Annotated in this window: 13 protein-coding genes and 1 pseudogene; 7 read left to right on the top strand and 7 right to left on the bottom strand. The window is 69.9% G+C overall.

The window, feature by feature from the left end:
• Positions 1-16 precede the first annotated feature (16 nt).
• Both BMZ47_RS04630 and BMZ47_RS04625 read left to right on the top strand, forming a co-directional pair.
• Positions 17-775, top strand: coding sequence for a DeoR/GlpR family DNA-binding transcription regulator (locus tag BMZ47_RS04630; RefSeq protein ID WP_091859154.1), 759 nt, complete (start codon positions 17-19; stop codon positions 773-775).
• 166 nt (positions 776-941) lie between these two features.
• The gene (locus BMZ47_RS04625; RefSeq protein WP_091859151.1) at positions 942-1,577 is read left to right on the top strand and encodes a class I SAM-dependent methyltransferase; all 636 of its coding nucleotides are present in this window, start codon (positions 942-944) and stop codon (positions 1,575-1,577) included.
• A gap of 85 nt (positions 1,578-1,662) precedes the next feature.
• Here BMZ47_RS04625 and BMZ47_RS04620 read toward each other — a convergent pair whose 3' ends face one another.
• The gene (locus BMZ47_RS04620) at positions 1,663-2,025 is read right to left on the bottom strand and encodes a DUF4186 domain-containing protein (protein ID WP_007562644.1); all 363 of its coding nucleotides are present in this window, start codon (positions 2,023-2,025) and stop codon (positions 1,663-1,665) included.
• Between the two features lie 67 nt (positions 2,026-2,092).
• On the opposite strand from BMZ47_RS04620, the gene BMZ47_RS04615 reads away from it, so the two are divergent.
• Positions 2,093-2,869: a DUF72 domain-containing protein gene (locus tag BMZ47_RS04615; protein WP_091859148.1), complete on the top strand. Its 777-nt coding sequence runs from the start codon at positions 2,093-2,095 to the stop codon at positions 2,867-2,869.
• Between the two features lie 112 nt (positions 2,870-2,981).
• A pseudogene (locus tag BMZ47_RS29285) lies at positions 2,982-3,230 on the top strand (hypothetical protein); the annotation flags it as partial.
• Positions 3,231-3,368: 138 nt separating this feature from the next.
• Here BMZ47_RS29285 and BMZ47_RS04610 read toward each other — a convergent pair.
• The 6 genes from BMZ47_RS04610 to solA all read right to left on the bottom strand — a co-directional run bounded on the left by BMZ47_RS04610 (position 3,369) and on the right by solA (position 9,160).
• Complete coding sequence (locus tag BMZ47_RS04610; RefSeq protein ID WP_091859145.1) at positions 3,369-4,595, bottom strand: amidohydrolase family protein; 1,227 nt, start codon at positions 4,593-4,595, stop codon at positions 3,369-3,371.
• A gap of 49 nt (positions 4,596-4,644) precedes the next feature.
• Positions 4,645-5,409, bottom strand: a complete 765-nt coding sequence (locus BMZ47_RS04605) for an amino acid ABC transporter ATP-binding protein (protein WP_280142711.1) — start codon at positions 5,407-5,409, stop codon at positions 4,645-4,647.
• A gap of 17 nt (positions 5,410-5,426) precedes the next feature.
• A complete protein-coding gene (locus BMZ47_RS04600) occupies positions 5,427-6,302 on the bottom strand; it encodes an amino acid ABC transporter permease (RefSeq protein WP_091859139.1) in 876 nt (291 codons plus the stop codon).
• The gene (locus BMZ47_RS04595) at positions 6,299-7,048 is read right to left on the bottom strand and encodes an amino acid ABC transporter permease (RefSeq protein ID WP_091859133.1); all 750 of its coding nucleotides are present in this window, start codon (positions 7,046-7,048) and stop codon (positions 6,299-6,301) included. The genes BMZ47_RS04600 and BMZ47_RS04595 overlap by 4 nt, the downstream gene beginning before the upstream one ends.
• A gap of 37 nt (positions 7,049-7,085) precedes the next feature.
• Entirely contained in the window at positions 7,086-7,919 is an 834-nt protein-coding gene (locus tag BMZ47_RS04590) for a transporter substrate-binding domain-containing protein (protein ID WP_091859130.1), read from the bottom strand.
• A gap of 71 nt (positions 7,920-7,990) precedes the next feature.
• On the bottom strand, positions 7,991-9,160 hold the full coding sequence (gene solA, locus BMZ47_RS04585) for an N-methyl-L-tryptophan oxidase (RefSeq protein WP_091859127.1): 1,170 nt from the start codon (positions 9,158-9,160) through the stop codon (positions 7,991-7,993).
• A gap of 173 nt (positions 9,161-9,333) precedes the next feature.
• Here solA and BMZ47_RS04580 point away from each other — a divergent pair, with 173 nt between their 5' ends.
• The 3 genes from BMZ47_RS04580 to BMZ47_RS04570 all read left to right on the top strand — a co-directional run bounded on the left by BMZ47_RS04580 (position 9,334) and on the right by BMZ47_RS04570 (position 12,290).
• Positions 9,334-10,320: a GlxA family transcriptional regulator gene (locus tag BMZ47_RS04580; protein WP_091859124.1), complete on the top strand. Its 987-nt coding sequence runs from the start codon at positions 9,334-9,336 to the stop codon at positions 10,318-10,320.
• A 192-nt stretch (positions 10,321-10,512) separates the two neighbouring features.
• Positions 10,513-11,667, top strand: a complete 1,155-nt coding sequence (locus BMZ47_RS04575; protein WP_091859121.1) for a transporter substrate-binding domain-containing protein — start codon at positions 10,513-10,515, stop codon at positions 11,665-11,667.
• The gene (locus tag BMZ47_RS04570; protein WP_091859116.1) at positions 11,664-12,290 is read left to right on the top strand and encodes an ANTAR domain-containing response regulator; all 627 of its coding nucleotides are present in this window, start codon (positions 11,664-11,666) and stop codon (positions 12,288-12,290) included. Before BMZ47_RS04575 ends, BMZ47_RS04570 begins: the two co-directional genes overlap by 4 nt.
• The last annotated feature ends 130 nt before the right edge of the window (positions 12,291-12,420 follow it).

The raw sequence follows: 12,420 nt of genomic DNA, 5'->3' as shown, positions 1-12,420 counted from the left end.
GTGAGAGAGCGGGTTTATGCGCGGGACGGAACGCCGGGCGCGGCTGCTGGAGGCGCTTGGGCTGGGCGAGATCGACGTCGACGATCTCGCGCACCGGTTCGGCGTCTCCGCCTCGACCGTCCGGCGCGACCTCCAGCACCTCTCCGACACCAAGGCGGTGCGCCGGACCTATGGCGGCGCCATACTGGCCGGGGCGGCGCCCGAGACGACCCTCGACCAGAGGCTCGCGATCAACGGGCCCGAGAAGCTAGCGATCGCCCGCGCGGCCCTCGCGCTCATCGCGGATGGCGAGACCCTGATCCTCGATGCCGGCTCGACGGTGACGGCCTTCGGGCGCCTCCTGCTCGACCGGCGCCTGCGCATCATCACGAACAATCTCGCGCTGCTCCCCTGTCTCGCCCAGGCGCCCGGGATCGATCTCGTCGTGCTCGGCGGCAATCTGAGAGCCACGAGCATGAGCACCGTCGGCCCGCTGGCCATCGAAGCCCTGCAGCGGATGACCGCCGATCGGGCGGTGATGAGCGCGGACGGCGTGGTCGCGGGACGCGGCCTGTGCGAGGCGAGCCTCGATCAGGTCGCCCTCAAATCCGCAATGATCGCGCAGTCGCGGGAGACGGTCGTGCTCGCCAATGCCGGCAAGCTCGGCCGGGCGGAGCAGATGGCCTGGGCGCCCCTGCCGCGGCGCTGGATTCTGGTCACCGACGCGGCCGTCCCGCAGGACCAGCGGCACGGCCTCGCGGAGGCCGGCGCCGACCTGGTGGTGGCCGGCGCCTGAGGCGCGGACCGCCCTCGATCCTCGTCGTCTCCGATGCGGCATCTTGCGCCGCGGCGGGCCGCAGGGCGCACCGCGCCTATCTCAGGGTGGCATCGCGTCCGCCCGCCCCGGGGCGGGCGCCGCGGCGCAAATCCGGCCCTTGGCGCGACACGAAGGCATACCCCGCATGGTTCAGGATCTGCCGGAGCTGCCCGCAGAGGCGTTCGCCAAGCCGGATCGCAGTCCGGACCCGCTCTTCTACGCGCAGCCGCGCCTCGTCACCCATATCGATGCCGCCGCCATCGCCGCGGTGACCGACCTCTACAGGGCGGTCGTCCCCCCGGGCGGGGTGGTCCTCGACCTGATGTCGAGCTGGATCAGCCACCTGCCGGACGAGGTCGCCTACGCGCGCGTCATCGGCCACGGCCTCAACGCGGCGGAGCTGGCTGCCAATCCGCGCCTGGCGCGGCATTTCGTGCAGGATCTCAACGCGCAGCCGCAGCTGCCGCTCGACACGGCGAGCGTGGACGCGGCCCTGATCTGCGTCTCGGTGCAGTATCTGCAGCGCCCCGTGGATGTCCTGTCCGAGATCGCGCGGGTCCTGCGCCCCGGCGCGCCGGTGGTCATCAGCTTCTCGAACCGCTGCTTCCCGACCAAGGCGGTCGCGATCTGGAGCGCCCTCGACGGCACGGGCCACGCGCAACTGGTGCAGCTGTATCTGCAGCGCGCGGGATTCGCGCGCATCGAGGCCCGCATCCTGAAGCCCGAAGGCGGCGCCGGCGATCCGCTGACGGCGGTCCTGGGCTGGACCGCCACGGCCTAGCCGACGCGCCGGCCGCTCGCGTCCGGGAGCCGATCCGCGGGGCGTCGGTCTCGACCTGGGGATCGCGGGGGAGGCGCGGGCCTCGTCAGGCGCCGTCGCCACCCTGAGCGCGCAGCCAGCGGCCGATCGCCTCGACCACATGGGCCTGCTCGGCGGCGGTCAACGCCTGCCCGGCCGGGACGGCGTACCACTTGGCCAGGCAACCGCGGCAGCAGGTTGCTGTCGCGTGCTGCGCCGTGAAGACTGGATGGCCGCGAAACGGGGTCTGCTTGCCGTCGTTCCTCGGCTCTGCGGGCGCGAGGCGCCGTTTCACGAAGTCTCGCGCGTGCTCTAGAACCGTCGGAAGCCCCTTCTCATCCAGGTAGGCCCGGTCGGCGGCCGAAAGCCGGAAGCGCTGACGGAATGCGGACCGCGAGAGACGATCGAAGACCTCTTCAACCCCGCGCATGCGCAGACCTACCCGATCGCCTGCCGCCCCTCTGGCCGGCCCGGCTTATGGCCCGTCGTCGGATCCGATGCATCGCTCACACCCCATCGCCCTTGGAACCGCCGGCTGGAGCCTGCCGAAGGTCCACGCCGCACATTTCCCCGAAGCCGGCAGCCATTTGGAGCGGTACGCGCAGCTTTTCTCCGCGGTCGAGATCAACACGTCCTTCTATCGCCCCCATCGGGTGACGACCTACGCGCGGTGGGCCGCCGCGGTGCCGGACGGGTTCCGCTTCGCCGTGAAGGTGCCGCGGACGATCACGCATGAGCGGCGCCTGGTCGGCGCGGACGAAGCCCTGGATCGCTTCCTGGCCGAGGTGGCGGGCCTCGGGCCGAAGCTCGGGCCCCTGCTGCTTCAGCTTCCGCCGAGTCTGGCCTTCGATCGGGCGTCCGCCGCGCCGTTTCTGGCGGGCTTCCGGCGGGCCTTCCCGGGGGATGTCGTCTGTGAGCCGCGCCACGCCACCTGGTTTGCGCAGGACGTCGATCAGCGCCTGTCCGACCTCGCGATCGCCCGCGTCGCCGCCGACCCCGCGCCGGTGCGAGGGGCCGGCATCCCGGGCGGCTGGCAGGACCTCATCTATTACCGGCTCCACGGCTCCCCACGGATGTACCATTCGGCCTACGAGCCGCCCGTCCTCACCCGGATGGCCGAGCGCCTGCACCAGCACAGGGCCCTCGGCCGCCGCGCCTGGTGCATCTTCGACAACACCGCGGAGTTTGCCGCCGTCGGGAACGCTCTGGAGATGCTCGCGCGTATCACTGAGAGCATAGGACGAAATCTGCACGAACGGGTTTGGCGGGCATGAAAGCTTTGGTCCGTGACGACCTCCGGGCGGTGGTCGAGCAGCTTTCGCCACCCGAGCCTGAACGGTTTTGTTTTGTCTCTGATTTTAAAGACAACCCGGCAGCCACACGGGCCACGCCGCCCGCCGCACCATCCGTGCGGCCGGGGCCCATCTCCTGATCCTGCCGCCCTACAGCGCTGATCTCAACACGATCGAGCGACTCTTCACGGAGCGCAAGCACCTCATCCGCGAAGTCGCCCCCACACCGTCGCGGTTACGTGGCGACGCATCGGACGCGTCCTCGACTTCGTCTCCCCCAACGAATGCGCCAGCTCTCTCACAAATTCAGGATACGCTTCCCTCCGAAAACAGCACGCTCTAGCTGCCCGGCCGCTGGTCCGCTGCCTCGCACGCGCGAGACAAATTGAGGGCCTTCCCGAACGCAGGAGGATGGCCGGTTCGTCACAACTTTCGGGCGGCCAAAAGCAGGCCCTCCGCGCTCATCGAGGCGATGACGGTCTTATCCGGCAGCGCGGCCGCGGCGATCGATGGCGACAGTACCTTTCACCAGGACTAGAACCGGTTCCTGGCGCTCAACGATCACCTGCGGCCCACAGGTGGCGTCGAAGACGATCAGGTCAGCCCGCGCCCCGGGGGCCAGCGCGCCCGGGCCAAGCCCGGCGACGCGCGCCGGGACGGTGGTGATCGGGTCGAGGAGCGCCGTGAGGTCTGCGTCGCTCCGCAGATCGAACCGGTACGCGGCGAGCGTGGTGCGATCGACCATGCTGATGACGGTGGACGGGTTCCAGCAATCGCGCACGTTGTCGGTGCCGAAGCAGACCGCAACGCCGAGCTCCCGCAGGCGCGGGATCGGCGGGCATCTGCGTCCACCCGGCACGCTGCTTACAAGGGTTACGCCGGCTTCGCACAGCGCCTCCGCGATCCTGCCGAGCCGCAGGTCGTCGGCCTCCGCCAGGGCGAAGGCGTGGCTGATGGTGACCAGGCCGCCGAGCCCGGAGGCCTTGGTGCGCATGACGATCGCGTCGATCTCGTCGAGGCCGAGCTCGCCGCCGTCGTGGAGATGGATGTCGATGCCGCGGCCGTGGCGCTCCGCCAGGGTGAAGACGATGTCGAGCGGCCCGTCCCGGTCCCCGTCGATGCCGACGGGATCGAGGCCGCCGACGAGGTCGGCCCCCATCCGCATGGCATCGTCCAGATAGCCGGCGACAGGCGCGCAGCTGAGGATCCCGCTCTGCGGAAAGGCGACGATCTGGATCTGCATGCGATCGGACCAGCGTGCGCGCAGCTCGAGGATCTGCGCGAGGTGGTCCAGCTGCGTCACGTCGTCGATGTCGACATGAGTCCGCAGGCTGGTGGTGCCGCTGTGGAGCATGCGGTCGAGCAGCGCCTCGGCCCCTTGCTCCGCGAGGGAGACCCGCTCGGCCCGGCGGAAGGCCTTCTCGTCCGCGATGATCGCGCGGACGGATCCCTGGGCCCGGTGCGGTCGCCACGCCAAGCCGAGCATGCACTTGTCGAGGTGGACATGGCTGTCCGAGAGGCCGGGCAGCACCAGAGCTCCGCGGAGATCGATCTCGTCCTGGGCCGGCGGCAGGGGCTCGTCCGGCGGCCGGAGCGCGGCCACGCGCCCCTCCGCGATATCGATCGTGACCGCAAGGCCTTCAACCGTCGTCGCGCATCGGAGGCGCAGGTCGCACGAGCCATCCTTCGGCAGAGCAGCATTCGACATCACACCGACCCTCCGATGCTGACGCGCCCCGAGGCGGTCTCGAGCCCCGTCAAAGCACCTGCGAGAGGAAGCGGCGCGTCCGCTCGTCCTGCGCGGAGGCGAAGAACGTCGCGGGCGGGCCGTGCTCGACGATCACGCCGCGGTCGGTGAAGTAGATGTGGTCGGCGACGTCGCGGGCGAAGTTCATCTCGTGGGTGACGAGCATGCAGGTCATGCCCTCCTCGGCGAGCTCCCGGATCGTCACCAGCACCTCCTTGACCGTCTCCGGATCCAGGGCGGCGGTGACCTCGTCGAACAGCATCACGTCGGGCCGCATCGCCAGCGAGCGGGCGATGGCGACGCGCTGCTGCTGGCCACCGGAGAGCTCGCCGGGATACGCCGCCTCCTTGCCGGCCAGCCGGACCTTGGCGAGCAAGGTGCGGGCCCGGGCCTCGACCTCGCGCCTGTCCTGCCCGAGGACGTGGATGGGGGCCATCATCACGTTCTGCAGCGCGGTCTTGTGCGGGAACAGGTTGTACTGCTGGAACACTATCCCGACCTTGCGGCGCAGCGCCAGCTTGTCGAGGCGCGGATCCGTCACCTCGATCCCCTCGACCTGGATCGAGCCCGCGGTGACCGGCACCAGCGCGTTGACGCAGCGGATCAGCGTCGACTTGCCGGACCCCGAGGGTCCGATGATGCAGACCACCTCGCCCTTGCGCACGTCGAAGCTGATCCCCTTCAGCACCTCGAAGGTGCCGAAGGACTTGTGCACGTCGGCGAGGCGGACGATCGGCTGATCGGGCGTCCAGCTCGGGGACGGGGTGCTGGCCATGGTCGCGCGCATCCTGCTCAGCGGGTCTCGAAGCGGCGTTCCAGGCCGGCGGTCAGCCGGTCGATCGGGTAGCAGTAGAGGAAGAAGCAGAGCAGGGCGAAGCCGTAGAGCGGGGCGAACAGCTCGGGGCGCCCGCCCTCGGCCGCATGCACCTGCGCGGTCAGGGTCAGCATCTCGGTGACCCCGACGATCGACGCCTGCACGGTCGCCATGGCGATGAGCGCATAGACGTTCATCCAGGGCGGCAGCATGCGCTTCGTGCATTGCGGCAGGATGATGCGCCATAGCGTCTGCCGCCGGGTGAAGGCCAGGGATTCGGCCGCCTCCCATTGCGTGTTCGGCACCGAGCGCACCGCGCCGCGCACGATCTCGGCGACGTTGGCCATCACCGGCAGGCTGAAGCCGAACGTCGCCTTCAGCCAGTCCGGCAGCGGCACGCGGATGCCGAACACCGTGACCTGGAACGGCACCAGGAACATCACGAAGAACAGCAGCACCAGCCAGGGCACGTTGCGGAACACCTGCGTGGCCGACCACGCGATGCGCGGAATCACCCGGCCCTCGGCCAGCATGGCCAGCCCGAGCCCGATGCCGGCCACCGTGCCGATCGCCATCGCCAGAAGAGAGATCGCGACGTTGAAGGCGAAGCCCGTGAGCAGGAGCGGCGCCCATTTGACGACCACCTCCAGCGGGGACAGGGCGGCGGTCCCGGCCTGCGCCCAGGCCGGCAGGGCGACGACGGCAAGGCCGCAGAGCAGCCAGCCATGGACGGGGCGCAGGCGCGCCGGCGGCGCAGTGTGGGGAATTGCGAACGGCAGCAGGACCGGCAGATCGCCGGGCCGGCCTTCCGAGCGCGCGTCGTCGCGCGGGCCCTTCCGATCTGCAGCGCTCATCGGCCGTATCCGGGGATGCGCAGGGCGCGCTCCCAGCGGTGCATGATCCACACGAGCACCCCGACGAGGACCGCGTAGGTCGCCAGCAGCACGAGCATCATCTCGAGGACGTTCTGCGACTCGGACCAGATCTGCTTGACCGCGTAGAGCGTCTCCGGGACCGCGATCGCGTAGGCGAGCGTCGTGGTCTTCAAGAGGTTGATCAGGTTGTTGTTCAGCGCCGGCAGGCAGACGCGGAGCGCGAGCGGCAGGACGACGTGGCGGTAGGCCTTGAACCGGGTGTAGCCCAGCGCCTCGGCGGCCTCGACGGTGGTCTTGGGCACGGCCTCGATGCCGGAGCGGAAGATCTCGACGTTGAACGCGCCCGCAAACAGCGCGAGCGAGACGATCGCCCATTGCACGTTGTCGAGGATCGGGACGCGCAATCCGTCCGCCGAGCGCACGTCCGGCAGGAGCGTGCCGAGGCCGAAGTAGAAGAAGAAGATCTGCACGAGCGGCGGCGTGTTGCGGAACACCACGACGAAGCCGTTGACCAGCCCCCGCAGAAGGCGCGACGGCCCGCTCTGCAGCAGCGCCCCGACCGCGCCGATCACGAGGCTGATCAGGATCGTGCTGATCCCGAGCAGCAACGTCATCCGCAGGCCGGCGACGTAGCGGTCCCAGTCATACGGGTCGTAGAACACCGTGAAGTTGAAGCCGGTCGTCTCGTAGAGACGCTGGAACCAGGCCTGGACCGCCTCGATCATCGGGGACGGACGTCCCGGCTCGTCGAACGGACGCGCATCAGTTCGCCGCGTTCTTGTACTTCTCGTGCATGGCCGTCGAGTAGGCGGTGGGCTCGATGCCCCACTTCTTCTCGCCGGCGACGATGAAGCCGGTCTTCATCCAGTCCTTGGTCGCGGCCTCGACCATCGCCTGGAGCGTGGTGTTGCCCTGCGCGACCGCCATCATCCACGGCGCGTCGAGGATCCCCTTGAGGGGCAGGGCGTAGCCGGCCTTCCAGTCGTCGTCGAGCAGCTTACCCTGCAGCATGCTCTGGTCGTAGACGTAGCCGAGGCAGTTGCCCTGCTTGAGCGCGAAGAGCGGCTTCTCGGAGCCGTCGAAGGCGACGATCTCCGCCCCGTAGGTGCGGGCGACGTCCTTGTTGTACCAAGCCCCCGAGGTCGCGCAGAGCGGCTTGCCCTTCAGCTGGGCCCAGTCGGTGATGCCGGAGGTCTTGGGCAGCAGCACGTTGACGAAGTCGGAATAGTATTGCGGGTCGATGGCCTGCACGACCCGGCGGCGCTCCGGCTTGTCCGAGAGCGTGGCGATCAGGAGATCGACCTTGCCCTGCTGGAGGAACTCGATCCGGTTGGCCGAGACCACCGGCACGAGCTCGAGCTTCACGCCCAGGCGCTTGGCGAGGTCGGCGGCGAGATCGGGCTCGAGCCCGATGATCGTGCCGCTCGGATCGCGGAACCCGAAGGGCTTGTAGTCGGCCTTCACGCCGACGATCAGGGTCCCGCGCTGCTTGATCGCGTCGACGCCATCCGCGGCCGACGCTTGGCCGGGCACCGCGAGGGCCGAGGCCACCGCCAGGGCACCGAGGGTCAGGAAGGTGCGGATCGTGTGTCGCATCGGCTCGGTCCTGCGCGGATGATCTGATCTTGGCATGGTTTCTAGCAATCCACGAGCCATCGGCCGGCGGATCAACCGAAGCGTGCGAGCGCGAACGGCGTGAGGTCGGGTCGCCCGGCGCCCCCGGAGAGATCCGCGGCGACGGCCTCGCCGATGCCCGCCGAATGCTTGAAGCCGTGCCCCGAGCAGGCGGAGACCACGAGGATCCGATCCATCTCGGGATGCCGGTCGATAATGAAGCCACGATCGGGGGTCACCGTGTAGACGCAGGCCGCGGCCCGCACGACCTCCGGGGTGGTGCCGGCCAGCCGGTTCTCGACCCGCAGCCGGTACATCGCGTCGGATTCCGACGGATCGACGCGGCGCTCGACCGCGTCGGCGGTGGTGGCAGTGCTGTACTGCTCGGTGGCGACCTTGATGGAGCGCTCCCCCGCCATGGGCGGGAAGCCGTAGAGGTAGTCCGTGTCCCCCGTCCCGTACATCCAGATGAAGACGGGCGAGCGCGGCCCATACGCGGCTTCGTCCGCCAGGGCGTACCAGTGCAGGAGCTGGCGCCGGACCGTCAGCAGCCGGTCGAACGGCCGGCCGAGGAGCGGAGCGCTCCAGGCGCCGGCCGCGACCACCGCGCGATCGGCCAGGACCACGCCGTCGGCGGTCTCGATGCGGACGCCGGCCCCCTCTTGCCGCAGCGCCAGGACCTCGCAGCCGGTCCGGATCTCGGCCCCCAGGGCGGCCGCACGGGTGAGCTGCGCCGCGATGCAGCGCTCCGGGAACACGTAGCCGCCGCCCGGCTCGTAATAGGCCTTCTCGTCGCCGGCGAGGTTCAGGAATTGCGGGAAGCGGCGGGCGACCTCGGCCCCGTCGAGCACCTCGTGCGCGATCCCGGCACCCCGCGCGGCGCTGATCGAGCGGCCGACGAAATCCGGCTTGCCGTGGTGGGACGAGACACCGTGACCGGGGGCCATGACCAGGGCGCCGCAGGCGTTCAGCAGGGTCTCGCCCGTTTCCGCTTCCAAGTCCCGCCAGATCCGATGCGCGGCAGTGACGAAGGGGACGTAGTCGCTCCCCTCGCCGACGGCCTGGCGCGTGATCCGGGTCTCGCCATGGCTCGACCCGAGCGCGTGCGGCGGCGCGAAGCGGTCGAGCCCGATCACCGCGGCACCGCGCTTGGCCAGCTGATAGAGGGTGGCGCTGCCCATGGCCCCGAGGCCCAGGACCGCGACGTCGACCCGCCCCGTCATGGCCGCTCTCCCCGCGCGCCGCTCCGGCGACGGGACGCGGTCTTCAGCGGCGACAGGCGCAGGGCGGTGGAACCGGGCATCCGGGGGCGATCTCAAGCAGGACGAGGAAGCGCCCCCAAGAATGACGCGCCCCGGTTGTTGCGCTTGACCGCGGCAGACGGTTTCTTTCACGCATGAGCCAATCTGAAGCCTCGACATCGGACGAAGCCCCTTCCGCGCCGGGGGATCGTCCGTACGAGATCGGCTTCATCCTCGTGCCGGGCTTTGCGCTGATGTCGTTCGCGTCGGCCTGCGAGCCGTTCCGGGCGGCCAATTACCTCGCCGGCCGGGCCCTCTACCGGCTGCGCTACTTCGCGGAGACGGAGGGCTCCGTCGCGTCCTCCTCGGGCGCATTGATTCCCTGCGAGGAATTACCGCGCGAGCGTGGTCACCTGCAGACGGTCTTCGTCTGCGCGGGCGGCGAGCCGACCGGATGGAACAGCCCCGCGATCCACGCAGCTTTGCGGCGCATGGCCCGGTTCGGCGTGCGTATCGGCGGCATCTCGGGCGGCCCCTACCTGATGGCGGCGGCCGGCCTGCTGGCGGATCGTGCTTTTACCGTTCATTGGGAGTACGCGGGTGCCACCGTCGAGGCGTTTCCGGATGTACGCCTCACGAGCGCGCGCTACGTCGCGGATGCCGACCGCCTGACCTGCGGCGGCGGCGTCGCCCCCCTCGACATGGCCTACACGTTGATCGCCGAGCGCATGGGGGCGGCGTTCGCGCGCCGCATATCGGACTGGTTCCTCCATACGGCGGTCGGTGCCGCCGATGACCCGCAGCGCGCCTCGACGGCCGAGCGTTACGGCGTTCACCATCCGGCCCTGCTCGCCGTCATCGAGACCATGGCGAAGACGGTCGAGGCGCCGCTCGGCCGCCGCGCCATGGCCCGCCTCGCCTCGGTCAGCGAACGTCACCTCGACCGCCTCTTCCTCGACAAGCGGGGCCTGAGCTTCTCGGCCCAGTACCGGGCGATCCGCCTCGCTCATGGCCGCCGCCTGCTGCGTCAAAGCCCCCTCCGGATCGGGGAGATCGCGACGGCCTGCGGCTTCTCGAGCGCGGCCCATTTCTCGCGCAGCTACCGGACCCATTTCGGCCGCACGCCGTCATCGGAACGCTGAACCGCGATCAGGACAGACGTTGGCCAGCCTCGCTCGCGTTTGGACCGTCGAATGCGTATCGCGACACTCTTCGCGTCGTGATCAGCAATGGTGCCGCCCCATCACGTCGGTTTCCCAGGCTGTCGCGACTGCGATAGGACGGCGTGCGCGCGACCGCCCGTCGGGCGGGTTTTCGGCGCGGGTGGGGATGCCATGGCAGGCAAGGATGAGGCGACATGGCGGGTCGGCGTCCTGTTCTCCCGCAGCGGGGTCAGCGGCATCACGGAGACCGAGCACTTCCTCGGCACCGCCCTCGCGATTGAGGAGATCAACACCGCCGGCGGCGTGCTCGGGCGGCCGATCGAGCCGATCTGCTACGATCCGGCCGGCGACAACGACGCGTATCGGTCCTATGGCCGCCGGATGCTCGCCGAGGACGGGGCCGAGGTGATCTTCGGATGCTCGCTCTCGGCCAGCCGCAAATCGGTTCTGTCCACCGTCGAGCGGCACAACGGCCTGCTCTGGTACCCGTCGATCTACGAGGGCTTCGAGTACTCGGAGAACATCATCTACACGGGCGCGACCCTCAACCAGAACGTCTTCGCGCTGGCAGATTACCTCCTGCAGGAGCATGGCCCGCGGATCTTTCTGATCGGGTCCGACTACATCTACCCGCGCGAGTCGAACCGGGTGATGCGCGATCTCATCGAGGCGAAGGGCGGGAGCATCGTCGGCGAACGCTATGCGCCGCTGGACGCCGACGACGCGGCCCACGCGGCGATGATCGCCGAGATCCGGCACGCCGCGCCGGACGCGGTGTTCTCGACCGTGGTCGGGCGCGGCGCCGAGCGGCTCTACCGGGCCTACGCGGCGTCGGGGATCGACCGGGCGCGCTGCCCGATCGCCAGCCTGACCCTGGCGGAGGGACAGATCCGGGCGATCGGCCCGGAGCTGTGCAGCAGCCACGTCCTGGCCGCCTCCTATTTCGCGGCCCTCGCGGGCGAGGAGAACCGGCGCTTCCGGGCAGCCTTCGAGGCGCGGTTCGGGCCTGGGCGCCCGACCAGCATGTGGTCGGAAACGGCCTACGCGCAGGTGCATCTCTTCGCCCGTGCGCTGGCCGAGGCCGGCACCCTCGATGCCGGGCGCCTGGGCGCCGCGGCCCTGCGGCAGCGCCTCGCGGCACCGGAGGGCGAACTCGCCTTCGACAGCGAGACGCGCCACATCTGGCTCACCCCCGGGATCGGCATCGCCCGCCCGGACGGGCAATTCGACGTGGTCTGGCGGGCGCGCCGGCCGGTGCGGCCCGATCCGTACCTCGCCTGGTCCCGATTCGAGACGAACTGGCTCGACGAGGGGATGGCCGCGTGACGGCGCCCGCCCGCAAGATCCTGGACGACCTGAGGCGGGCTCGCGCCCTGGTCATCCATCCGAGCGACGAGGAGGGCGCCGCGCTCCTGGAGCAGCTCCGGCGCCTCGGCTGCGCGGTCTCCCTCGTCTGGCCGCCGCCGGCGGCCCTGCCGCCGGACATCGACACGCTGTTCATCCAGCTCGACGACGCGCAGGTGATGCACCTCCTGCCGTCGATCGAGGAGATCGAGCCCGCCGTCATCGCCATCGTGGCCTACGAGAGCCCGACATCCCTGAAGGCGATCGCCGACGTCAACGCCCACGGCGTGCTCAACAAGCCGCTCCACCCGCGCGGGGTGCTGACCCAGTTCGCCCTGGCGCGCTACCGGCGCGGCTACGAGGGCCGGTTGACCAGCAAGATCAACCGCTTGGAGGAGACCATGAAGGGCCGCCGCACCGTCGAGAAGGCGGTCCGGCTGCTGGTGGAGCTCAACCGGATCGACGAGGAGGCCGCCTACAGGCTGCTCCGGGATCGCGCGACCGCCTCCCGGGTGCCGATGGCGAGCGTGGCCGAGAGCGTGGTCTCGGCCCACGAGGCGATGAGCGGCCTCGGCCTGCGCATCGCGTTGGCGGAAAAGACCTGACTGCAGCATCGTGCCACAAATATCGCCTTGCGGCGCGTCTTCAGGCGCGTATCGTAGTCTTACCGGGCAAGGTTGCCCCGCAGCAGGATTGCTGCATTACATCTCGGCTTTGGAGCCTCTGGTCCGCGGA

The organism is Methylobacterium brachiatum (assembly GCF_900113845.1).
GTDB lineage: Bacteria > Pseudomonadota > Alphaproteobacteria > Rhizobiales > Beijerinckiaceae > Methylobacterium > Methylobacterium brachiatum.
This window is presented reverse-complemented; position numbering and strand designations above follow the sequence as displayed.